Raw genomic sequence first — 20,570 nt, forward strand, 5'->3', positions numbered from 1 at the left:
AAATGGAAAAAAGTAGTTTTTTTAATAGCGTGAATGGGGATCGGAAGTACAAGGCAGATGATTTTGCGGAATACTTTTCAAAATTTATTACAAACGGAGTATTCCCAAATGTAGCTGACAATTTACAAATCATAGCCGATGGTGGAGATATGACAATTAGGGTTAAAACTGGTGTTGCGTGGATCAACGGATATATGTATCAGAACACAGATGATCTTATTTTAACCGTTGATGTTGCTGATGGGATTTTAAACCGTATTGATCGTGTAGTTGTTCAATTAGATTTTCTCAATAGACAGATCACAACAAAAATCAAAAAGGGTGAATTTGCTTCCAATCCAGTTGCAAATGATGTACAGAGGGATGCAGATATATTTGAGTTAGCACTTGCGGATATTGAAATAACACAAGGTACAACGTCCATTTCACAGAATCTAATAACAGATTTACGGTTTAATGATGATTTGTGTGGAATCGTCAAAGGTACTGTAGATCAAATTGACACAACAGGTTTATTCGCTCAATATGATGCTGAATTTAGTTCGTGGTTTGACACAGCTAAAGACACATTGAGTGGTGATGTAGCAGGAAATCTATTAAATGAGATTAATGATATTACAGATAATTTTAACACTCATCATACAAATTACACAAAACATCCTGCATTCGCAGTAACAACTGGAACTGCTGATAATTATATTGTTATGTTAGAACCTGCACCAACTGAATATACTGACGGATTGGGTATAGTTGTAGCCATACACGCAGATTCAATAGGGACTCCAACACTAAATGTTAATGGGCTTGGTGCAAAAACACTAAAAAAAGCAAATGGAAACGACGCAACGCATCTTAAAGCTAATGGAGTTTACACATTTAGATATAACAATGGAAATTTTATCTTACAGGGTGAAGGGGGGAGTGGGAACGCGCAATCAAACCAAGTTTTGAGTGGTAGTTCATTTTCAAATGATGAAGGTGAACAAACAGGTTCTATGCCTAATAATGGACAAAGAATTATAACACCTAGTACAGTAAATCAAGCCATACCAGGGGGTTATCATAATGGTTTAGGGTATGTTGTAGGGGATGTGAATTTAACTGCGGAAAATATTCGAGAAGAGATCAATGTTTTTGGTGTTGGCGGTACTCTTGTAGAAGCACAACCTAATCATGCAACGTTATATAAGATTTATAATTCACCTACAAAACCCGAGGATGGAGCGAGTTTTAATGAAGAAATTATTCGAGTTGATAAGAAAGTGTCCATGATTAGTTTTGCAACGGACTTTAATAATAGTATTGCTGATCCCGATGAAGCATATACTTACGTTGGGTTTCATTCTGATGTCTTTACCTCCACAAGTGACTCTGCAAGCTCTCAGATATTACTTAGAAATATTGGAGGGACAGGGAGGATTGTGTTAGCAGCAACTGGCGAACAAAGCACTTCAACTGTAGCACGTGAATACTTACACTCTTTTTCTATGGTAAAGATCGATGATTCTACTACAAAATTAGCAAGAATTTATAAAGAAGAGGATGATGCGTATGAGGAACTCAGACATTCATTAACAAGTCATACATGGGATTTCAGAAATTCCGAAGGATTTTATCTAGAATTTTACGTTTATAGTTTAAATAGAGAATTTGGAGCGAGTAGCAGAATAGATGGTGAACTAATGTATGCTTAATTTTTGAAAAAGGAGAATGTAAAAATGATAGGAAGAAAGCTATATTTTGATATTCTAACAGGGGAGGTCATTCTTCATATTGATGAAAAAATTGGTCAATTCGTTGTTGAAACAACAAAAGAACAGGATTTTGCTATGTATGACATACTAGCAGCAAGAAATCCTGAACAAGTAGATTTTGTACAACTTGAATTTGGTGAAAATCGTGGTGATTTTGAAAAGGCTAGTGGCTTTAGAATTGATCTTGAGACCAATGAGGTATTATTTGAGTTCCCTGAATACGTAAGACCTCATACTCAAATTATCGAGTCTTTACAGAGCGAGGTATTAACTTTAACAGAACGAAACCAATTCTTAGAAACACAAAACACTGAACTTATGTTAGGGTTAGCTGAAATGGCAGAGGCGCAGGAAACAGAGAATACACAAACTCAATTAGCATTAGCAGAGTTGGCAGAATTATCAGCAGGGGGAGGTGTATAATATGGCGAAAATTTATTTCAGTTTAATCCAAAAGGGATTAAGAACGATTGGCGATGTACCTACTAGATGGAGAACAGAAGTTCAAACAATGATAGATAACGCTTAGTAAGGGGAACCATACACAGTATAGGTTCTATTTTTATGTATGGACTTGGGTTAAAACACATTTTCAAACAATCAAGTCACTTGTCTATACCAAAATGAAGGGTTTAAACATAGAATATAAGGTAGAACTATTACGCACTCATAGAATCCTTCTACGGAAACCTCACTATTTAATGTAGTGAGGTTTTAAACTATGAAAAATGTGCGCTTGTATCAGAACATCAACCCAAGCAGTTTAGATTTTCCTTTCATAGTATATATTACATTATATATAGAAAGGAGGGATTTACATGAGCGGACATAGTTCAGCAGCAGGAATTGTTCTAGTACTATTCATACTTTTAGTTATCATTTTAATTGCTTCTTGGGGGGGAGCTAGAGCTACATGTTGCGAGGCATGTGTAATTGATCCCTTTTGCCTTTCATAGTATATATTACATCATATTATAGAAAGGAGGGATTTACATGAGCGGACATAGTTCTGCTACTGGAGCTGCTTTAGTTCTAGTTTTATTTATACTACTTGTAATAATCTTGTTAGCTTCAATTAGAACCTATAATCGTAATCGTAATTTACAATCAATGGATGTAATTTGCCGTGGGGTATGTATAATACAATGATGTGCTGTAAAAATTCCTTTTCCAATTGAACCACCACTTATGCAGGCATCCCAGTGAAGCATCTCCACTAACGGAGAACTTCATGAGCAAAATTATATAGTAAATTCAAAACTCTGCTTATGTTAACAGCAGGGTTTTTTAATGTTAAGGAGGGTGGATAGATTGGAATTAAATATCATTCCCTTTTATGAACTTATATATTTGAATTGGTATAATAGCACATTTTCAAACAATCAAGTCATTTGTCTATACCAAATGAAGGGGTAGAACATAGAATATATTGCAGCCTACTATTATGCACTCATAGAATCCTTCTACGGAAACCTCACTATTTAATGTAGTGGGGTTTTAAACTATGAAAAATGTGTACTAGCACAAGGACAACCGTCCAGTCAAAGTAGATTTCTGAACATAGTATATAGTACATCAAATATAGAAAGGAGGCGTTTTTATGGGTGCAGTAATTGTACTAGTACTATTTATTCTCTTAGTTATCATTTTAGTTGCAGCAAGTAGAGGTTATTCCAGGGGATGTTCTCTCCTTGGGGATTGTATCCAATGTGAATGCCTTTTCTAGGAATATACTGAGAATAGATAACGTTTTATACAGTAAATTCAAAACCCTGCCTATTTAAAGTAGGGTTTAAGGCTAAATAGAACTTATATTTTGAAATGGTATAATAGTACATTTTCAGTCAATCATGTCACTTGTCTATACTAAAATGAAGAGTTTGAATATATAATATAATAGCAGCCACTATTACCACTCATAAAGTCTCTCTACGGTGTAAACCCCACTATTTATATAGTGGGGTTTTATCTATGAAAAATGTGTACTTGCCCTAGGACACCCGTCCAGACAAAGTAGATTATTTAACATAGTATATATTACATATTATTGAAAGGAAAGATTTTTATGGATATTTATAGTGGTTCTGCTACAGGTGCAGCTATTGTACTGGTTATTATTAACAGGCTCATGGGGTTTAGGGTGTAGTACATCTGTTGTTTTTAGAGATGATATTTTAGAGGGTCTCAACCAGCAATGCCTAAAGAAAATCCAGATGCATGAGAGATATTAGACCATGCTATTATGTAGTCTTTTAGGTTTCGGACATTTAAAAAAGACACTTCCTCACCGATTATTTAAAGTAACTAGTGGGGAATCACACTAATTTCTATACTGTATGCTTCACTAGCCACTATGCAAAATGTACTAGAATACTAGTCTATACAAATTCATTTAACTAACATTGTATAAGACTACTATCTAAGAAATTTGTAGAAAAAAGCTTATAAATTTTTACCCCTAATATATCTTGACATATACAAATATGACAAGTATAGACTTTTTTTATGTATGTTTCTATCATAAATATGTATTTACACTAAAAATTTAGTCCATAAGGATGAAGTTCTCTGAACATAAAGGATAGCCGGAGGTGAGATGTATGATTTTAATAGGGGTAATAATCTTTTTTTTACTTAAAGGATTTATAGATTTTGTTAATGAATTATTGATTGACATCATAGTTGAGCTGGTTTCAATAAAAGCCTCCGACTAATAAATAAATGGGTTGTGCTAGGGGTTGAGAAGATTTAAAGTAGCGTATTACATTCTTACTAGCTGACCTTAAAAAAGTTGTCTAGTTTAGTGTTGACAGTCCAACTTGTCGAAAGATTAGAACTGATGAGGTAAATTCAGTTCCGAGGTGGTGGGGGTGGATTAGGGAAATATAAGAGAACAATTTGCAAATGTTGAAATAAACCAAAAATATACAAATATAGGAACTCATAAGAAAATAGCACATTTTTTAACAATCATGTCACTTGTCTATATCAAATGAAGAGGCTGAACATAGAATATATTAGCCCTGTAAACTCATATATATCTCTAAGGAAACCTCACTATTTATACAGTGGGGTTTATTCTATGAAAAATGTGTACTTACCTAGGACACACGTCCAACCCAAATAGGTTTTCTAAACATATTATGTACTATTCCAAGTATAGAGGAGGTGATATTTATGAGTTGTTACGGTGGTTACAGACGCTCTGGTAGTGGAGCTGTGATAGTCTTAGTGCTATTTATTCTTCTAGTTATTATTTTAGCAGCTGCAATCTTTGTTTAAATAAATGAATAAAATAATTGCAATAAAAATTGAAACATAATATCTATAGATCAGCTCGTATAATCTCTCTACGGTGAAACCTCACTATATATAGTGGGGTTTTAATCTATGAAAAATGTGCGCTTGTATCAGAGCATTAACCCAAGCAGTTTACATTTTTGAACATAATATATAGTACTTTATATAGAAAGGAGGGATTAACATGAGTGGATATAATGGTTCTGCAGCAGGAATTGTTCTAGTACTATTCATTCTTTTAGTTATCATTTTAATTGCTGCAAATGGACGTTCGAGTAGTTGGAATGGTGTCGGTTCAGGAACTGGTGCTGGTGCTCCTCTAGGTTTTGCTTTTCAACAATTAGGAGCTGGACCTCTAACTGGTGCGGGAGTCCTTGAGTCCCAAACATTATTATAATCTAAGTATTTATCAACTATGAATAGATAAAGTTATACAGTCAAAACCCTGTCTATTACAGCAGGGTTTCTTTAAGTGCGCCCAGCATGGGTGCAGTCTATAGGGTGAAAGTCCCGAGCTGTGAAGGCAGAAGTAGCAGTTAGCTCAACGCAAGGGTGTCCGTAGTGATGCGGAATCTGAAGGAAGCGAGCGGCAAACTTCCGGTCTGAGGAACACGAACTTCATATAAGGCTAGGTATCATTGGGTGAGTTTGCTTAACAAAACAAAGCCCTTTCTGCCAAAGATGGTACAGAGTAAATGGAGCAGATAGATGGAAGGAAAGACTGCATTCTTACCTGGGGAGATCTGTATGAAATGCGAAGTAAACTTCGTAACCCTGCTTGTGAAAGCAGGCTGAACATACAGAAGTCAGCAGACGCCATAGTACGTGAGCTGTGACGACAGTAAACGGAAGGGCTGAACATGAAATAGGAATTGAACGACTGGAATTTCAAGAGTAAGTGATGAAAGCAGACAATCCAGTACGGACTTATCTGAGGAAAGTAATGGTGAATCCATGAGGGTACTCAGAAGGGCTGAATTTACTCATGGCATGAACAGGAGAACAATTCACGTAAGGAGCGTATCTAAGAATGATGGAGTCATTATTGTCACAGGAAAATTTAATTACAGCACTCAAGCGAGTGGAAGCGAACAAAGGAAGCCATGGAGTAGACGGCATGTCTGTCAAAGAGATACGGACACATATTCTACAAAACTGGCATATTCTTCGTGAGCAGTTGGAAAAGGGGGCTTATGAACCGAGTCCAGTCCGTCGGGTCGAAATCCCGAAACCGAACGGTGGAACTCGCTTTCTTGGTATCCCCACTGTGATAGATCGATTCATTCAACAAGCAATAACGCAAGTATTAACCCCAATATTTGATCCTATGTTTTCTGAACAAAGCTATGGTTTTCGTCCAAAGAGACGAGGACATGATGCAGTGAGGAAAGCAAGACGATTCATGCAAGAAGGATACCGTATTGTAGTGGATATTGATTTAGAGAAATTCTTTGATCGAGTGCATCATGATCGTCTCATGGCAAAGTTAGCAGAACGAATCCCAGATAAAACCTTATTAAAACTTATACGAAAATACCTCCAATCTGGCGTGATGGTAAATGGACTCGTTAAACCTACGACAGAAGGAGCGCCGCAAGGTGGACCATTAAGTCCAATATTATCAAATATCGTATTAGATGAACTAGATAAGGAACTAGAAAAGCGAAACCTGAGATTCGTACGCTATGCGGACGACTGCAACATCTATGTTAAAACGTGGAAGTCAGGATTACGAGTGAAGCGTTCAGTAACAGAATTCATCGAAAACAAGCTAAAGTTGAAGGTAAACCAAGAGAAAAGCGCGATAGACCGACCATGGAAACGAAAGTTTCTAGGTTTCACCTTTAGTTGGGACAAGAAGAATCCAAAAGTGAGGATATCCAAAGTATCCATGCAACGAGTGAAAGCAAAGATACGAGAGATTACATCAAGGAGAAGTCCCGTAGCTATGGAGATGCGAATTAAGAAACTCAATCAATATCTAACAGGATGGTGTGGCTATTACGCATTAATAGATACACCTACGATCTTTCGAGAATTGGATGAATGGATACGAAGAAGATTAAGGATGTGTCTTTGGAAACAATGGAAGAAACCGAAAACGAAAGTAAGGAAACTTACAGGTTTAGGTATCCCTAGAGAGAAGGCATATGAATGGGGTAACTCGAGAAAGAAATACTGGAGAATTGCCTGTAGTCCAATTCTTCATAGAACCATGAATAATAAATTCTGGTCAAATCAAGGTTTGCGAAGTTTAATGGATAGATACAAATACTTACGGAATATGACATGAACCGCCGCATACCGATCGGTACGTGTGGTGGTGTGAGAGGTCGGGGGCTAGCCGCCCCCTCCTACTCGATTGTTAAGGAGGGTGGATAGATTGGAATTAAATATAATTCAATACTTTTTAACTCAGGGACCTTTTGCGGTCCTTTTTGTTTGAATTGGTAAAATAGCACATTTTCAAACATGCAAGTCAGTTGTCTATACCAAATGAAGGGTTTAAACATAGAATATGAAGTAGAACTATTACCACTCATAGAATTCCTCAACGGAAAACCTCACTATTTATGTAGTGGGGTTTTAATCTATGAAAAATGTGCGCTTGTATCAGAGTATTAACCCAAGCAGTTTAGATTATCCTTTCATAATATATATTACATTATATATAGAAAGGAGGAATTCGAATGAGTGATTATGGAAGACGTTCTGGTAGTGGAGCTGCAATTGTATTAGTACTATTCATTCTTTTAGTTATTATTTTAGTTGCTGCAAGTGGACGTTCGAGATACGGATGTACAGAGGTACAAGCAGAGTTATTCCATTTCGGTGGTCCACGTTAATGGTTTTCTTGAAGGGAATTTTCCAGAAGAATTTTTTTCTTCTAAAGAGATAAGTTATATAGTAAATTCAAATCCCTGCCTATTTAAAGCAGGGTTTTTTATTGTTAAGGAGGGTGGAGAGATTGGAATTAAATATCATTCAATATTTTTTAACTCAGGGACCCTTTGCGGTCCTTTTTGTATGGTTACTTATTTATGTAATGAGAAATAGCAAAGAAAGAGAGGATAAACTAATTGAGTCACATAAGGAAAGGGAAGGTCAGTTGATTAGTACATTAGAAAAGTTTAGTGAAAAGTACGACATGATTATTGATGAATTACGTGAATTGAAAGAGAAAATGTCAGGAAGGAAGTGAAAATATGACCTTCAAAGTAAAATATCCCATCACGAAGAAATACCTCACTAAAGGCACAAAAAGACGATCAGGAATTAAGATGCCAGAAGTGGGGTTTATCGTTGCTCACGATACAGGAAATGATGGTTCTACAGCTTTACAAAACATTACCTATTACGAGAATTCAAATAATGTCATGTATGCTTCAGCTCATATATTTGTTGATGACACAGGTATTTATGAGTGTATTCCTTTACTTACAGATACACCAGAAAAGGCTTGGCATGTGCTATATCAAAAACCTTTGGATAATCAGATATTTGGTGATGATGCGAATGATATAGCAGCAGGTGTTGAGCTTTGTTTTTCTCATAAGAGAGGCAGTATTAATAATGAAGAAGCTTATAAAAGGTATATATGGGTAATTGCTTGTATCTGTTTTAAGTTTGGATTAGATCCTGTCAAAGCGATTATTGGACATCACATTCTTGATCCACAGCGTAAAACAGACCCACAAAACGCTTTATCAAAAATGGGGAAATCATATGACCGGTTATTACAGGATGTAGTGAAAGAATATTATGATTGTTTACCGAGGGAGGAATTGATTTTGAAGTTAAAAAAATGGCAGATAGAAATGGCTCATCAATCTATTAAAAACATAAATGAGAAAGAATTGCTACTTGATGTTGATGAATGGAAAAAGAAAGTAGAGGACAAGCCTGACGAGGTTTTACAGGATATGCCTTGGTTATTCTTTGTTATGTTAGATCGATTATCAAATAAAACATTGGAAGGTGGAATATAAAATATGGAATTTCAAGTTTATGATTTTGCAGTCGTACCTATTATTGTGGCACTCGTGCATCTCGCAAAACAATTAGGGTTAGGAGCTAAATTATTACCAGTTTTTTCTCTAATATTAGGGGTAGCAACTGGTATTTTTTATGTGGCTCCTGGTGATCCAAAAAAAGCTATTCTAGTAGGCATAGTAATGGGATTGGCTGCTAGTGGGTTATGGAGTGGAGCAAAGAATATAGTACAGAAGTGAGTGAATTGGGATAGAATATAGTCTAAAATTCTATCCCTAACTTATTGTTAGTAGTTTTCTACTGGAATTCTTCTAAATACACAAAATTCTTTACATCATACTCTCAATTGCAAATATTTCAGCCCGAATTGCAGCAATTAGAACGTTGTTTTGTCCTAGAAAATTAGTTGCTTCAAGAAATCTTAATTCTGCATTTAATTCCGCTAATCTTTCTTCATCAGAACTTCCCCAAGAACTTCCCCAAGAACTTCCCCTAGAACCTCCCCTAGAACTCTTTAAAATGATCACAAGAAGAATGAAGAGAACTAATACTATAGCAGCGCCTGTAATAATTCCGCTCATGATATCCCCTCCTTTCTATACTAAGATGTAATATATTCTATGATCAGAAAAATATTTTGTTTGGACTGGTATCCTAGGGCAAGTACACATTTTTAATAGATTAAAACCCCACTATATAATAGTGAGGTTCTCTAAAGTGGAATTATTACAGGAGCAGCAATTGTTCTAGTGCTCTTAATCTATCATATGTTTTTATTAGTGTTTTGATTGGACGTGTACCTATTTTAAGAAATTGTGCTATTGCATATCCTCTTGTACCTCTTATATAATAAGAACAAATGCTCCATTAAAGGTGATAAGAATGAAAGAAAATAAACTAACACCTGGTTCTAATATGCTATGGGAATCAAGCAGAATGATGCTTCCTGAACATAAAGAACGTATAAATGATTTTCAACATGAATTAACCAGAAAGTCGAAACCTGAACTTGCAGAGGAAGAAGTTAATGTTATATCAGAGCAGTTATCCCAATCCATGATGGAAGAGTCAGAAATAACAATTGAATTGTTTACTTCATTTGGTAAGAATGAATTTAAAACTGGAACAGTAACTAAATTTGATACCCAATTAAAACAAATTAAACTAGAGTTTGAGAGTGAATATGAGTGGATTAAGTTTGATGATATCGTGGGGGTTTCGTGATGCTTACCGACCTTGAACGAAAGGTATTACGAATTTTGTATAACTTTTCTCATTCAAAACGTAGAATGCCAACCATTCCTGAACTAGAAATCAAAACAGGTAAAGATGAGAAAACAGTCCGTTCAGTATTAAACGGACTTGTTAGAGGTGGGTATATAGAATGCGATAATGGAGATACACAAGATATAAAGATTATATATTCTAGGGATTATGATTCACCGTTTAAATGAGAAAACGCAAATTTAAGCCCTAAGTGAATTAAATTCCAACTAAATTTAAATAATGAAGTTTTTAAATCTAAGTCTCCTTTGTTTTGCAAAGTATATTAAAGGAAGATAAGCAGCATTCAAATAACTGGTAGTTTATTATTAAGGTTCAATGGAACTCAATTTTGGAGTTGTTATCCAATTTGTCCATTTATTATACTTATAAACTACAAAATATTCAGAATCTGTTTCTATCAGCTTTATAGTTGATCTAGGAACACGAACTGTTGTCCGTTCTTTATCTAGATTTTCAACAATAATTGTACTATCACTATCATTAATATCAACAACGAATGCAACTGCTGAAGTCGTTGATTGTCCATTTAAATAAATAAAACCCGATATGATTATTACTATAATTACCAACCAACGCCTTTTGAACAATGGAAATTCACCTCTTTTTTTATTATTCTACACCATTTTTTGAGAAACTAAAAAACTAATCTTGAATAAGTCTTAGAAGACTAGGTAATGAAACCACAAGAAGAGTTCATTCTACTTGTGGTTTTTTTCTTTTTTAGAGATTAGGTTGATATGAAATTTACGAACCTTGTTTAATGGAAGTTTTATATATAAAAAACCACCAACTTAAAGTCAGTGGTTCGATCTCATCCCTAATGAGACCATTAGCCCATAAACTAATCTATTAATGATTAAAGAAAAGGTAACTCTATTATATCAAATATTTTACAATTACCAAAATGTATTAATATCTGCATTTTTGTCTTTTTCTTTCAAGGCTTTAACAACTTTTTGTTTCGTGTTTTCGGTAGGAGAGTAATTTTTATCCCCGCATAATTTAGACATTGTATCTCTACTAATGCCAGACTTTTTTACAATAGTTTGTTGAGTCACTTCATTATCATCTAAATATTTTCCAAGTCTTGTTCTCCTACGTCCTAAACCTTTACCCCAAACCATTTCCATCACACTCCTTTTAATGATCATGATGGACAGGTTAATTAAAAAATATACTATTTCCAAAATTAAATTTGTCAAACTCCTGACATAGTGTACAATCCATGTCACATACACTCTAACAAATACACGCCAGGGAGGTTTTATAAATGAAAGGTGAACTTATAGTAAAGGTTAATTTTAGGTTTTATATCCATATCATTAATACAGGATATTTGAGGCTAATAAATATGGTTAAAGGTTTTATGATGGGGAAATTAAATTGAGTGATGCAAGTAGATTGAATAAAAAAGTCACTGGTGTTAAACACAGTGGCTTTCTATGTTTATCGCAAATGTTATATTTATCCAAGAGTTGCATTAATAAATCTTTCTTTTATTAAATTAAAAACGTTTTTCAAAACATGTTTCCCAACACAAAAAGAACCAGTTTTTGTTATAATAACCCTATCTAATACCACAATTTGTTTAAATATAGCAATTAAAATATTGACTCAAAAAAAGGGTGAAAGTAATGATTACCACAACTTATTCATCATTAGGGGAGCTCATTCGATATCATCGGAAACAAGCAGAAATGACAATAGTACAATTAGAACAATTAACTAACGTTGACAAGGCTGTCATATCTAGAATCGAAACCGGACAAACAAAACGTCCAAACTTGGAGAATATCCTGAAGATTGGGGTAATATTGAAAATACCATATGAAAAGATAATGGATCTATATATTGATAACGAGGAAAGATTAGAAGTTTTATTTTCTGTGTTAAATGATTTTATTCAGGAGAGTAATTTTGGCTTAATTACTAAATTAGGGGAGAAAATTCTTAGCTCGCCGACAGAGAATAGCATAGATTTAGTAGAAATATTATTCGAAAAGACAAAGAGTATTAAAGAACCATCTGTTAGGTTATCGCTATATAAATTGGTTATTAGTTATTCAAGAGCCCATGGGATCATGCCTTATATTGCAAAAGGATTAATGCAGTCATACTTTATTGAGAGAGACGATTTTACTAAATTAAGGTCAACTTTTTCTTCAGGTAAAAGTGTTTTATTTTTTGAGGATTTTCTTACAAGCGAAGAAAAGGGTTTGATCTATTGTAAACTAGGGGTTCATGCTTATTACATATGTCTATTTGAGGAGAGCGTAGAATTAAATAAAAAGGCATTAGAGGAAAAAATAACTGACACTAGAATGTTGGCAAACACTATTGGTTCTTTATCCAATGGTTACTATCGTTTAGGTGATTATAAACAATCAAAAGCATATTTAGATAAATATAAGACATTTCCCCTTCCTGAAGTAAAAGATAATACAAAGTTAAACGAATCAATGTTGCACTCAGCCAATGGAAATCATCAGTTGGCTATTGCAATCTTACAAGAAAATTTACTGCACTTTGGAGATAACGCCTTGTTACATGTAGTAAACCAATTAATTAAAATATACTTACAAATTAAAAACCTATCAGCAATTGAAGAACTTTTACAGCTAGAAGAAAAAATATTATCCATAAAGCAAGTTACTCCGTTTAAAAAATCTGAACTAGCCTACTATTTCAGACTCAAAGGGGATTATTATATCTTAAGGAATAGAGTAGAGGAAGGAATTAAATTTTATTTAGAAGCAGCAAATAGATATGCTATGATTGACTTGATCGAGAAAGAAAAAGAATGTTTACGGGAAATTATGAATACCCATGAATCCAATAGAGAAATAGATGTTTTTAAAACTATAGAAAAATTAAAAATTCATTTAACAAAGAAAGAAGGTTAATATTATGAAAAAAATATTCAAGTCTTTAGCTTATTTTGCCTTTGCAGTAGTAATCACACCGGAAATCATTACGGTTATGACATTACTTAATGAGATGGATACAGGTTGGTAGAAAAAGTAGCTATAAATATACAAAACCATCCTACTTTATTAGTGGATGGTTTTGTTATGTAAAAAAGGAATATGCTGTTATTTTTCAAAAATACTATATATAACAAATTATATTAAAATATAAATTGTCTGATAGTTATAAACAATTTACCAAGCCGTATACTGTATCTCTTTAAATCAGTTCTCTATAACCATTATTGTCTTGGTAAATGGTAAATCTAAAAGAAGCAGGAGGTAAAATATGAGGAGATAAAACTTTCGTATATTGAAGAAAAATGATTTTTTTTTGCAAGTTCTTCCATAAACTGAAACCTTTTTCCTTTTAAATTGTATAAGTAGGTACTCTAAGTTCTGTATATCTAGGATGGTGATACATAGAACATCCCTGATAATTGTTCACAGCAATCACCAGGGACAAATAAAAAATTAAAAATTCAAACTAATTATAAACGACTTTGATTGATAAGTCACTTTTAAAAATTTTAGATCAAATTTTATATGAAAATTATTAAATTAGGAACATATGTTCGTAAAAATACTAAATTTGGTGTATAATAGAATTAACATAATAATTAATTAAGGGGAGTATTTTATATGAATGAAAAAGTTGAATTAGAAAAAATTATCTCCATAGTTAATAACCCAACTAAAATCATGAATCAGCTCCGTAATATAATTCATCAAGCACAAGAACACGAAAAAATATTATCGGATAAAGATTTTTTTAAATAAAAAATTTAAGAAAAAAAGACCTTAGAGTAATTTAAAAGGTCTTTTTTCGTTGCTATATCAATGTTAGATAAATACCTTTTGACAACCAATTTGACAACACAGTCTTTGCAGAAGGGTAATTTTAAAGAAGTTAAGTAAGAACAAACCGCAGTAGAATAAGGGATGTCACTTATGGATACCAAGGTAAATACCCCTCTCAGCTCTGGCAGCGTAGAGGTCAGGGGTTCGATCCCCCTTGGCTCCACCATATAAAACGTTGAAGTGGCAAGGGTTTTTGAGAAATATTAGTATTTTAAAATTACATCTACTAAATTAAAACCCACATTTTGCCGACATATCTTTGCATACTTGTCCACACTTAATCATTTTAAACTGAATAAAATAGGAAGAAATAGGACAAATTAAAATTGTTCTTTTTTTTGATTTTAGAATATCGTCAAATTTGCTTGATGCAGTTTTATCGGCAGATTTTAAAACATGACCATAGGTATTCATTGTTACTCTAATATCAGAGTGTCCTAATCTTTCTGCTATGATTTTAGCATGGATTCCTTGGTTTATTAAAAGTGTTGCAGAAGTATGTCTTAATCCGTGCATTGTAACATTAGGAAGATTATTCTTTTTGATAAACCTCCTCCACCAAGTAGTTAAACTTGAAGGATTCAAAGGTTTACCTTTCCAATCAGAAAAAAGAAATTGTTATTTCCATCACTCCAAAGTTCTTCTGCTGCAAGACGATTTTTGTTTTTTTGATGAATTAGCTTTTTTAAATCCTGCTCTAACGAGGAGGGATATGAGATGGTTCTCTTACTCTTCTTTGTTTTAGGTTTGTCAATGACATATCCATTAATCTTAGTATATGTAACAGCTTGATTTATTGTAATTGTTCCCTCATCAAAATTTATATGTTTACTTTCTAAACCCAGAATTTCTGAGCGTCTTAATCCTGAAGTAATTGCTAATTTTATTTTGGTAATGGATTAAGTGAATCATATCTCGAATGTCCACTTGCTGCTATAAGAATAATAACCAAAAGAATGAAGAGCACTAAAACTAATGCTGCTCCTGTAGCAGAACCACTGTGTCCACTCATTATATATCCAGGCTTACATTATCAAAAAAAATCCAGGCTTACATCACCCAAAAAAACATCTCGCGCATCCGGTTCCTCAAAAGTTATAGTTACTCCTTTTGAATAAGTAGGTCTTCTTGAAGCAATTAAAATAATAACTAAAAGTATAAATAACACTAATACTATAGCAGCGCCTGTAGCAGAACCACTATAACTACCCATAAAAATCACCTCCAATCAATTTGATGTACTATATACTATGTTAAATAATCTAATATGATTGGACTGGTACCCTAGTGCAAGTACACATTTTTAATAGTTTAAAACCCCACTAGATAAATAGTGAGGTTTTCCGTAGAAGGATTCTATGAGTGGATAAATAGTTCTACCTTATATTCTATGTTTAAACCCTTCATTTTGGTATAGACAAATGACTTGCTTGTTTGAAAATGTGCTATTATACCATAACATTAAAAAACCCTGCTTTAAACAGGCAGGGCTTTGAAGCTAATATTTTCCAACACTTGCATCAGTGGCAGTCCAAAAACCAATAATTAACAGAATGAAAAGGACTAGAACTAAAGCTGCTCCACTACCAGAGCGTCTTCCATAATCACTCATTCGAATTCCTCCTATCTATACATGATGTACTATATATTATGAAAGGAAAATCTAAACTGCTTGGGTTAATGCTCTGATACAAGCGCACATTTTTCATAGTTTAAAACCCCACTATATAAATAGTGAGGTTTTCCGTAGAAGGATTCTATGAGAGCATTATAGTTCTGCCATATATTCTATGTTCATACTCTTCATTTCGTATAGACAAGTGACTTGCTTGGTTAGAAATGTGCTATTATACCAATTTTAAATTATATAAGTTCGTAAGGGGTGAATGATTTAATTCCAGTCTATCCACCCTCCTTAACAATAAAGAACCCTGCTTTAAATAGGCAGGGATTTGAATTTATTATTAGTTAGAATATCACCGATACATTAGTGCACTGGCAGGCAAAGCACTCATTTCGTTCATATCTCGAACGTTCACTTGCTGCAATAAGAATAATAACCAAAAGAATGAATAGTACTAGAACAATTCCTGCTGCAGAACCACTGTGTCCACTCATGTTTATCCCTCCTTTCTATTTGATGTAATATATTCTATGAAAGGAAAATCTAAACTGCTTGGGTTAATGCTCTGATACAAGTACACATTTTTCATAGTTTAAACCCCCACTATGTAAATAGTGAGGTTTACACCAAATTGAAAGTGGTCTTCTGCTAATAACATAACAGTAAAGAACCGTGCTATTTTTGAGTTTATCCAGTAGTTAAAAAGCGGTATCTGGACACCTCCCCACCACGTGGACCCCCCAACTAGCAATTAAAATAATAACTAATAGAATGAATAAAACCAAAACTATAACTGCCCCCATGTTAATCCCTCCTTTCTATATTATGATGTAGTATATAATATGTTTAAAAAATCTATTTTGTTTGGACAGGTGTCCTTGTGCAAGTACACATTTTTCATAGATTAAAACCCCACTACATAAATAGTGAGGTTTACACCGTAGAGAGATTTTATGAGTGCTTAATAGTGGTTGCCAATATATTCTATGTTCAGCGATCGGCAAATCTAATCTACGTGGAAAAGATGAAAGAAGGTGATCACCTTGAAAAGATGAACCATATTTCGAACGTCCACTTTGCAGCAACTAAAATAATAACTAAAAGGATGAAAAGGACTAGCATAATTGCTGACTAAAACACTTACCTACTCTGACAGGAAATGTAAGATATCCCGAATGTCCACTTGCAGCAATTAAAATAATAACAAGAAGAATGAATAGTACTAGAACAATTCCTGCTGCAGAGCAGCTCCGTAAGGAGTACCCCCTATCGCAATATCACCACCAGATGCACGTACAAGACGTTCATCTCTGTATCTGTGCATATGCCTCAATTATGGATGCCACTCCATTCATAAGATATTTTATCAATAAAATAAGAAGGAGATGATCCCGATGGGAACGTTTGATAAATCCATTTGCGACTGCTGCGTGTGTCCAATACAATGTATCTTGGAACAGTTGGTGGGTATTGATGATGTAGGTATTGTAACTCCGACATTTTTTGATGATGGAGTTATAATTGAACAAGTAAAAGATTTTATAGCATTCACAAATGTAGGTGATTTCCCAATTTGTCAAATTTTTTTAGTTTCAACCTTTGATCCTAACATCCCAGTAAATATAAAACCGATAAGGAAAAGCAAGGGAGAATGCGCATGTTGTGAAGAACCATTACAAATTTAGCTAAGTCAATGATTGGTGAAATGGTTGAATTTGATTTTATCGGTAATGTAGAGACATTTGAAGTTGAAATAATAAATGTTGGTGAAGGTATTGTCGTTGGTAGAAATCTTGGTGATCTTAATGAAACTGACTTCTTTTCTTCTTGTGCAATAACAAGGATTACACCACTTACCCAACAACAAATTAACAAATCAAAGTCTTTTAAGTTTCGAACAGTCTAAAAAAGCTACATCCTCACTAGCTACCTAAGTTAAACACATAGCAAAAGCTTCTCCTTTTTACGGAAGAAGCTTTTTTCTATGGGTGTCATTTGATAAATCCAAATGTGATTGAAGGAGGTTATACTTATAGCGTTATTTATAAATCACGTGTTACCAATACTAATTAAGAAGCGTTAGAAGTGTGTCTGTAAGGGGATAGGGGGGATGAAAAAGTCTCTATAATAAGGCTTCTAAACCGACTGCCCCTTTTCTTTATATAAAATTCCCTAAATGAAATTTTTTTGAGAGGAGGAAATAGTATGGCAAGACCAAGGCAACCCGTAGACTTGCTTCTCTACAAAGGGAATAAAAATTTAACGAAAGAACAGATTAAAGAATTTAATTTCTAAGAAATTGTATTTGAAAATATCGGAACAGCTTTTAGAAAGAGATCCTATATCACAAATGGAAATCCCGATTAAGGATGATGAGGGTAACGAGATCGGTACGAGAATAGAAGAATACCCTAGTGGATTGTTTGCGTCCTTAACTAAAAGCCAAGATAAATACTTTTCACAATGTCGTGCTGCAGCTTCTGATCTTGGTCTTACGATTTCCACTAGGTGTAAATTAGTGATCCCCAAGCAGGAAGTGAAAGAACAAACAAAGCTAGAAAAAGATTTTGGGGGAGATGTTTAATGTTAAACCTGAAGCAATGGATGATCCACTATTGTCACGATGTCATAAAAGGTGAGGTTGTCGCTTGCCAAAAACATAAATGGTCTTGTATGATTCTTACGAGATATAGAGAAGGAGGGAACAGATGATTTTCCTTATGTTTTTAACGAAGATAAGGCGATTCGTTTTTTCAAATGGATGCACTTATTTAGACATACAAAAGGCATACTTAGAGGGAAACGAATTGAACCCCATGAGATTCAAGTGTTCATATTCGGAAATATCTACGGTTGGATTCATAGAGACACAGGGTACAGGCGTTTTAGAAAGGCGTATTGGCAAGTGGGACGTAAAAATGCGAAATCACAAAGTTAGGAGATATAATGGAAGGGCGCATGCAGCATGCAGCGTTCATTTTTACATTCCAGCCCATAGATAAGAGTCCAAGCAACTACATTAGATTGTACATAAAATAATATAAACTGATATTTTAATTTAATAAGTTAGGAGGTAAGTTTATGGGATTAAAGAAAGGAGCTTTTGTTGTAGATGATACGGTTTCGGTAGATGATCCATATGATACTACTGATCCAAATATGATTCAACTTGATACAAACGACCCTATAACCGTAGCTACTGTCGATGTGTGTGTTGAACAACCACAGAGAACACAAGTATCGTTGGATTCAATGGCTCAAATTGCCGTAGCTAATATAAATACTGGTGCTACAAGTTTAACATTTGAAGTGAAATATGAGATTATTCGTAATGGTACTACTCTTGCAATAATTAATGATGAAATGGATTATGTTCCAACTGGAACATTCCCAGATGGTGGAAGACATACAAACTTTCCAAACTTCCCTATACTAGATAATAATCCAATTGGTGGAATCAATACGTATGATCTGGTTTGTACAAACGTATCAGGTCCATCTCTTACGTTTGTTGGCTCTCGAAGCCTAAAAGCCACAGTATTATAATGTGAGATACCAGTTTGAAAATAAAACTCTATTGTTAATCGGTTATATTGGATAACGGTTAGAACCAATGACATTATTGGTTCTTTTTTTATGTTTTAATATAGCAGCAATACTAAAAATAATTTTGGCAAAATATAACCGTTTCAAACAAGCAAGTCACTTATCTATACCAAATGAAGGTTTTAATCTATGAAAAATGTGTACTTGCCCTAGGACACTCGACTATACAAATTCATTTAACTAAACATAAATATATATTATCTCAATAGTTTAGGAGGTGCATTATAATGAGTTGTTACGGTAGACGTTCTGGTAGTGGAGCTGTGATTGTTTTAGTGCTATTCATTCTTTTAGTTATCATTTTAGCAGCTGCGACTTTTGTATAAATAAAAATAATTAATTGAAATATAATACCTGGCGATTAGCTCATATATCTCCTCTACTGAAACCTCACTATTTATGTAGTGGGGTTTTAATCTATGAAAAAAGTGTACTTGCCCTAGGACATCTGTCCAGACAGAATAGATTTTCCTTTCATATTATATTACATCATATACAGAAAGGAGGGGTTAACATGAGTGCTTATGGAAGACGCTCTAGTAGTGGAGCTGCGATTGTTTTAGTGCTATTCATTCTGTTATTTATTATAATACTATGGAATCATGACAATTGTAGATTCGCTACCTAATAGCAGGGTTTTTTATTGTTAAAGAGGATGGGTAGATTAAATATCATTTACCCTTTGAGGTTCTTTGTTTAATTGTCGAAATGCCTATTGGTTCACCTAAATGAAATAAAAAAGCTCCTTTCATCCATCTAGTGGAAGTTAATCTAAAACCTATTTAATAAAATAAAACAATCGGTTGAGGTAATATTCCCTTGTAATGGTCAACGAATTTGTGAAGGTATTGTAAATCCGGTTTTCCTTTTCATTGAAACACAACCCCATTGACTTCCTCCTTTACCAAGGAGTTTTTGCAGTTCCTTGGTTTTTTGTGTGAATGTCTACAGATATCAGTCCAAGCAGATATATGAGATGACACATAAGATAATGTGAAATGTTATTTTAAATTAAGAAGTTAGGAGGTAAGTTTAACAACTTTCCAAACTTCCCTGTAGTAGATAATAATTCAAATGGTGGTATCAATACTTATATCCTCCAATGTACACTGGAATCTTAGTAGGAACATCGTTATTAATGTTGACTCTCGAAGCTTAATAGCAACAGTACTTGAATTC

At 34.0% G+C, this 20,570-nt stretch carries 28 protein-coding genes and 2 pseudogenes; 22 read left to right on the forward strand and 8 right to left on the reverse strand.

Going from position 1 to position 20,570, the window contains the following annotated elements; translation table 11 throughout:
* Positions 1-2 precede the first annotated feature (2 nt).
* From VQL36_RS05540 to VQL36_RS05600, 13 genes are all read left to right on the forward strand, one after another.
* Positions 3-1,694, forward strand: a complete 1,692-nt coding sequence (locus VQL36_RS05540) for a hypothetical protein (protein WP_349248356.1) — start codon at positions 3-5, stop codon at positions 1,692-1,694.
* Positions 1,695-1,718: 24 nt separating this feature from the next.
* Positions 1,719-2,177 carry a hypothetical protein gene (locus VQL36_RS05545; protein WP_349248357.1) on the forward strand — a complete coding sequence of 153 codons (459 nt, stop codon included), beginning with the start codon at positions 1,719-1,721 and terminating at the stop codon, positions 2,175-2,177.
* Position 2,178: 1 nt separating this feature from the next.
* A complete protein-coding gene (locus VQL36_RS05550) occupies positions 2,179-2,283 on the forward strand; it encodes a CD1375 family protein (RefSeq protein ID WP_349248358.1) in 105 nt (34 codons plus the stop codon).
* A gap of 289 nt (positions 2,284-2,572) precedes the next feature.
* Entirely contained in the window at positions 2,573-2,710 is a 138-nt protein-coding gene (locus VQL36_RS05555; RefSeq protein WP_349248359.1) for a hypothetical protein, read from the forward strand.
* Positions 2,711-2,747: 37 nt separating this feature from the next.
* On the forward strand, positions 2,748-2,903 hold the full coding sequence (locus tag VQL36_RS05560) for a YjcZ family sporulation protein (RefSeq protein WP_349248360.1): 156 nt from the start codon (positions 2,748-2,750) through the stop codon (positions 2,901-2,903).
* A 2,028-nt stretch (positions 2,904-4,931) separates the two neighbouring features.
* Positions 4,932-5,036, forward strand: coding sequence for a YjcZ family sporulation protein (locus tag VQL36_RS05565; protein ID WP_349248361.1), 105 nt, complete (start codon positions 4,932-4,934; stop codon positions 5,034-5,036).
* 202 nt (positions 5,037-5,238) lie between these two features.
* Positions 5,239-5,451: a hypothetical protein gene (locus VQL36_RS05570; RefSeq protein ID WP_349248362.1), complete on the forward strand. Its 213-nt coding sequence runs from the start codon at positions 5,239-5,241 to the stop codon at positions 5,449-5,451.
* A gap of 298 nt (positions 5,452-5,749) precedes the next feature.
* On the forward strand, positions 5,750-5,890 hold the full coding sequence (locus tag VQL36_RS05575; RefSeq protein WP_349248363.1) for a hypothetical protein: 141 nt from the start codon (positions 5,750-5,752) through the stop codon (positions 5,888-5,890).
* Between the two features lie 194 nt (positions 5,891-6,084).
* On the forward strand, positions 6,085-7,347 hold the full coding sequence (gene ltrA / locus VQL36_RS05580; protein WP_349248364.1) for a group II intron reverse transcriptase/maturase: 1,263 nt from the start codon (positions 6,085-6,087) through the stop codon (positions 7,345-7,347).
* 397 nt (positions 7,348-7,744) lie between these two features.
* Positions 7,745-7,900 carry a hypothetical protein gene (locus tag VQL36_RS05585; RefSeq protein WP_349248365.1) on the forward strand — a complete coding sequence of 52 codons (156 nt, stop codon included), beginning with the start codon at positions 7,745-7,747 and terminating at the stop codon, positions 7,898-7,900.
* Positions 7,901-8,022: 122 nt separating this feature from the next.
* Positions 8,023-8,256: a BhlA/UviB family holin-like peptide gene (locus VQL36_RS05590; RefSeq protein ID WP_349247824.1), complete on the forward strand. Its 234-nt coding sequence runs from the start codon at positions 8,023-8,025 to the stop codon at positions 8,254-8,256.
* A gap of 4 nt (positions 8,257-8,260) precedes the next feature.
* Positions 8,261-9,043, forward strand: a complete 783-nt coding sequence (locus tag VQL36_RS05595; RefSeq protein ID WP_349248366.1) for a peptidoglycan recognition family protein — start codon at positions 8,261-8,263, stop codon at positions 9,041-9,043.
* A 3-nt stretch (positions 9,044-9,046) separates the two neighbouring features.
* On the forward strand, positions 9,047-9,286 hold the full coding sequence (locus tag VQL36_RS05600; protein WP_349248367.1) for a hypothetical protein: 240 nt from the start codon (positions 9,047-9,049) through the stop codon (positions 9,284-9,286).
* Positions 9,287-9,376: 90 nt separating this feature from the next.
* On the opposite strand, the gene VQL36_RS05605 is transcribed toward VQL36_RS05600, so the two are convergent.
* Complete coding sequence (locus tag VQL36_RS05605) at positions 9,377-9,628, reverse strand: hypothetical protein (protein WP_349248368.1); 252 nt, start codon at positions 9,626-9,628, stop codon at positions 9,377-9,379.
* A 301-nt stretch (positions 9,629-9,929) separates the two neighbouring features.
* On the opposite strand from VQL36_RS05605, the gene VQL36_RS05610 reads away from it, so the two are divergent.
* Positions 9,930-10,271: a YolD-like family protein gene (locus tag VQL36_RS05610; protein WP_349248369.1), complete on the forward strand. Its 342-nt coding sequence runs from the start codon at positions 9,930-9,932 to the stop codon at positions 10,269-10,271.
* Positions 10,271-10,501: a hypothetical protein gene (locus tag VQL36_RS05615; protein WP_349248370.1), complete on the forward strand. Its 231-nt coding sequence runs from the start codon at positions 10,271-10,273 to the stop codon at positions 10,499-10,501. Before VQL36_RS05610 ends, VQL36_RS05615 begins: the two co-directional genes overlap by 1 nt.
* Positions 10,502-10,639: 138 nt before the next feature.
* Here the strand turns inward: VQL36_RS05615 and VQL36_RS05620 are convergent, their stop codons facing one another.
* Together VQL36_RS05620 and VQL36_RS05625 are read right to left on the reverse strand one after the other, a co-directional pair.
* Positions 10,640-10,903: a hypothetical protein gene (locus tag VQL36_RS05620; protein WP_349248371.1), complete on the reverse strand. Its 264-nt coding sequence runs from the start codon at positions 10,901-10,903 to the stop codon at positions 10,640-10,642.
* Positions 10,904-11,230: 327 nt separating this feature from the next.
* The gene (locus VQL36_RS05625) at positions 11,231-11,458 is read right to left on the reverse strand and encodes a helix-turn-helix transcriptional regulator (protein WP_349248372.1); all 228 of its coding nucleotides are present in this window, start codon (positions 11,456-11,458) and stop codon (positions 11,231-11,233) included.
* A 510-nt stretch (positions 11,459-11,968) separates the two neighbouring features.
* Here VQL36_RS05625 and VQL36_RS05630 point away from each other — a divergent pair.
* Both VQL36_RS05630 and VQL36_RS05635 read left to right on the forward strand, forming a co-directional pair.
* Positions 11,969-13,237, forward strand: a complete 1,269-nt coding sequence (locus tag VQL36_RS05630; protein WP_349248373.1) for a helix-turn-helix transcriptional regulator — start codon at positions 11,969-11,971, stop codon at positions 13,235-13,237.
* Between the two features lie 705 nt (positions 13,238-13,942).
* Complete coding sequence (locus VQL36_RS05635) at positions 13,943-14,080, forward strand: hypothetical protein (protein ID WP_349248374.1); 138 nt, start codon at positions 13,943-13,945, stop codon at positions 14,078-14,080.
* Positions 14,081-14,392: 312 nt separating this feature from the next.
* Here the strand turns inward: VQL36_RS05635 and VQL36_RS05640 are convergent.
* From VQL36_RS05640 to VQL36_RS05660, 5 genes and pseudogenes are all read right to left on the reverse strand, one after another.
* Positions 14,393-14,764, reverse strand: a pseudogene (locus tag VQL36_RS05640) (site-specific integrase); the annotation flags it as partial.
* Positions 14,765-15,044: 280 nt separating this feature from the next.
* On the reverse strand, positions 15,045-15,173 hold the full coding sequence (locus tag VQL36_RS05645) for a YjcZ family sporulation protein (protein ID WP_349248375.1): 129 nt from the start codon (positions 15,171-15,173) through the stop codon (positions 15,045-15,047).
* Between the two features lie 21 nt (positions 15,174-15,194).
* Complete coding sequence (locus tag VQL36_RS05650) at positions 15,195-15,374, reverse strand: hypothetical protein (protein WP_349248376.1); 180 nt, start codon at positions 15,372-15,374, stop codon at positions 15,195-15,197.
* A 285-nt stretch (positions 15,375-15,659) separates the two neighbouring features.
* A complete protein-coding gene (locus tag VQL36_RS05655) occupies positions 15,660-15,773 on the reverse strand; it encodes a YjcZ family sporulation protein (RefSeq protein ID WP_349248377.1) in 114 nt (37 codons plus the stop codon).
* 356 nt (positions 15,774-16,129) lie between these two features.
* Complete coding sequence (locus VQL36_RS05660) at positions 16,130-16,279, reverse strand: hypothetical protein (protein WP_349248378.1); 150 nt, start codon at positions 16,277-16,279, stop codon at positions 16,130-16,132.
* A gap of 900 nt (positions 16,280-17,179) precedes the next feature.
* Between VQL36_RS05660 and VQL36_RS05665 the strand changes: the two genes are divergently transcribed.
* The 5 genes and pseudogenes from VQL36_RS05665 to VQL36_RS05685 all read left to right on the forward strand — a co-directional run bounded on the left by VQL36_RS05665 (position 17,180) and on the right by VQL36_RS05685 (position 19,331).
* On the forward strand, positions 17,180-17,470 hold the full coding sequence (locus tag VQL36_RS05665) for a hypothetical protein (protein ID WP_349248379.1): 291 nt from the start codon (positions 17,180-17,182) through the stop codon (positions 17,468-17,470).
* Between the two features lie 8 nt (positions 17,471-17,478).
* A complete protein-coding gene (locus tag VQL36_RS05670; RefSeq protein WP_349248380.1) occupies positions 17,479-17,691 on the forward strand; it encodes a hypothetical protein in 213 nt (70 codons plus the stop codon).
* A gap of 399 nt (positions 17,692-18,090) precedes the next feature.
* Positions 18,091-18,369, forward strand: a complete 279-nt coding sequence (locus tag VQL36_RS05675) for a hypothetical protein (protein ID WP_349248381.1) — start codon at positions 18,091-18,093, stop codon at positions 18,367-18,369.
* A pseudogene (locus VQL36_RS05680) lies at positions 18,369-18,720 on the forward strand (terminase large subunit domain-containing protein); the annotation flags it as partial. The gene VQL36_RS05675 and the pseudogene VQL36_RS05680, both read left to right, overlap by 1 nt.
* Before the next feature lie 146 nt (positions 18,721-18,866).
* On the forward strand, positions 18,867-19,331 hold the full coding sequence (locus tag VQL36_RS05685) for a hypothetical protein (RefSeq protein WP_349248382.1): 465 nt from the start codon (positions 18,867-18,869) through the stop codon (positions 19,329-19,331).
* The last annotated feature ends 1,239 nt before the right edge of the window (positions 19,332-20,570 follow it).

The organism is Chengkuizengella sp. SCS-71B, assembly GCF_040100845.1.
Classification (GTDB): Bacteria; Bacillota; Bacilli; order Paenibacillales; family KCTC-33759; genus Chengkuizengella.

Coding starts and splice junctions, on each gene's coding strand:
- VQL36_RS05615 (WP_349248370.1), top strand. CDS start 10,271: ATGCTTACCGACCTTGAACGAAAGGTATTACGAATTTTGTATAACTTT.
- ltrA (WP_349248364.1), top strand. CDS start 6,085: ATGATGGAGTCATTATTGTCACAGGAAAATTTAATTACAGCACTCAAG.
- VQL36_RS05570 (WP_349248362.1), top strand. CDS start 5,239: ATGAGTGGATATAATGGTTCTGCAGCAGGAATTGTTCTAGTACTATTC.
- VQL36_RS05575 (WP_349248363.1), top strand. CDS start 5,750: ATGGAGCAGATAGATGGAAGGAAAGACTGCATTCTTACCTGGGGAGAT.
- VQL36_RS05665 (WP_349248379.1), top strand. CDS start 17,180: ATGGGAACGTTTGATAAATCCATTTGCGACTGCTGCGTGTGTCCAATA.
- VQL36_RS05655 (WP_349248377.1), bottom strand. CDS start 15,773: ATGAGTGATTATGGAAGACGCTCTGGTAGTGGAGCAGCTTTAGTTCTA.
- VQL36_RS05625 (WP_349248372.1), bottom strand. CDS start 11,458: ATGGTTTGGGGTAAAGGTTTAGGACGTAGGAGAACAAGACTTGGAAAA.
- VQL36_RS05555 (WP_349248359.1), top strand. CDS start 2,573: ATGAGCGGACATAGTTCAGCAGCAGGAATTGTTCTAGTACTATTCATA.
- VQL36_RS05565 (WP_349248361.1), top strand. CDS start 4,932: ATGAGTTGTTACGGTGGTTACAGACGCTCTGGTAGTGGAGCTGTGATA.
- VQL36_RS05660 (WP_349248378.1), bottom strand. CDS start 16,279: ATGAGTGGACACAGTGGTTCTGCAGCAGGAATTGTTCTAGTACTATTC.
- VQL36_RS05685 (WP_349248382.1), top strand. CDS start 18,867: ATGGGATTAAAGAAAGGAGCTTTTGTTGTAGATGATACGGTTTCGGTA.
- VQL36_RS05635 (WP_349248374.1), top strand. CDS start 13,943: ATGAATGAAAAAGTTGAATTAGAAAAAATTATCTCCATAGTTAATAAC.
- VQL36_RS05650 (WP_349248376.1), bottom strand. CDS start 15,374: ATGGGTAGTTATAGTGGTTCTGCTACAGGCGCTGCTATAGTATTAGTG.
- VQL36_RS05545 (WP_349248357.1), top strand. CDS start 1,719: ATGATAGGAAGAAAGCTATATTTTGATATTCTAACAGGGGAGGTCATT.
- VQL36_RS05540 (WP_349248356.1), top strand. CDS start 3: ATGGAAAAAAGTAGTTTTTTTAATAGCGTGAATGGGGATCGGAAGTAC.
- VQL36_RS05610 (WP_349248369.1), top strand. CDS start 9,930: ATGAAAGAAAATAAACTAACACCTGGTTCTAATATGCTATGGGAATCA.
- VQL36_RS05560 (WP_349248360.1), top strand. CDS start 2,748: ATGAGCGGACATAGTTCTGCTACTGGAGCTGCTTTAGTTCTAGTTTTA.
- VQL36_RS05600 (WP_349248367.1), top strand. CDS start 9,047: ATGGAATTTCAAGTTTATGATTTTGCAGTCGTACCTATTATTGTGGCA.
- VQL36_RS05670 (WP_349248380.1), top strand. CDS start 17,479: ATGATTGGTGAAATGGTTGAATTTGATTTTATCGGTAATGTAGAGACA.
- VQL36_RS05630 (WP_349248373.1), top strand. CDS start 11,969: ATGATTACCACAACTTATTCATCATTAGGGGAGCTCATTCGATATCAT.
- VQL36_RS05595 (WP_349248366.1), top strand. CDS start 8,261: ATGACCTTCAAAGTAAAATATCCCATCACGAAGAAATACCTCACTAAA.
- VQL36_RS05605 (WP_349248368.1), bottom strand. CDS start 9,628: ATGAGCGGAATTATTACAGGCGCTGCTATAGTATTAGTTCTCTTCATT.
- VQL36_RS05550 (WP_349248358.1), top strand. CDS start 2,179: ATGGCGAAAATTTATTTCAGTTTAATCCAAAAGGGATTAAGAACGATT.
- VQL36_RS05585 (WP_349248365.1), top strand. CDS start 7,745: ATGAGTGATTATGGAAGACGTTCTGGTAGTGGAGCTGCAATTGTATTA.
- VQL36_RS05645 (WP_349248375.1), bottom strand. CDS start 15,173: ATGAGTGGACACAGTGGTTCTGCTACAGGAGCAGCATTAGTTTTAGTG.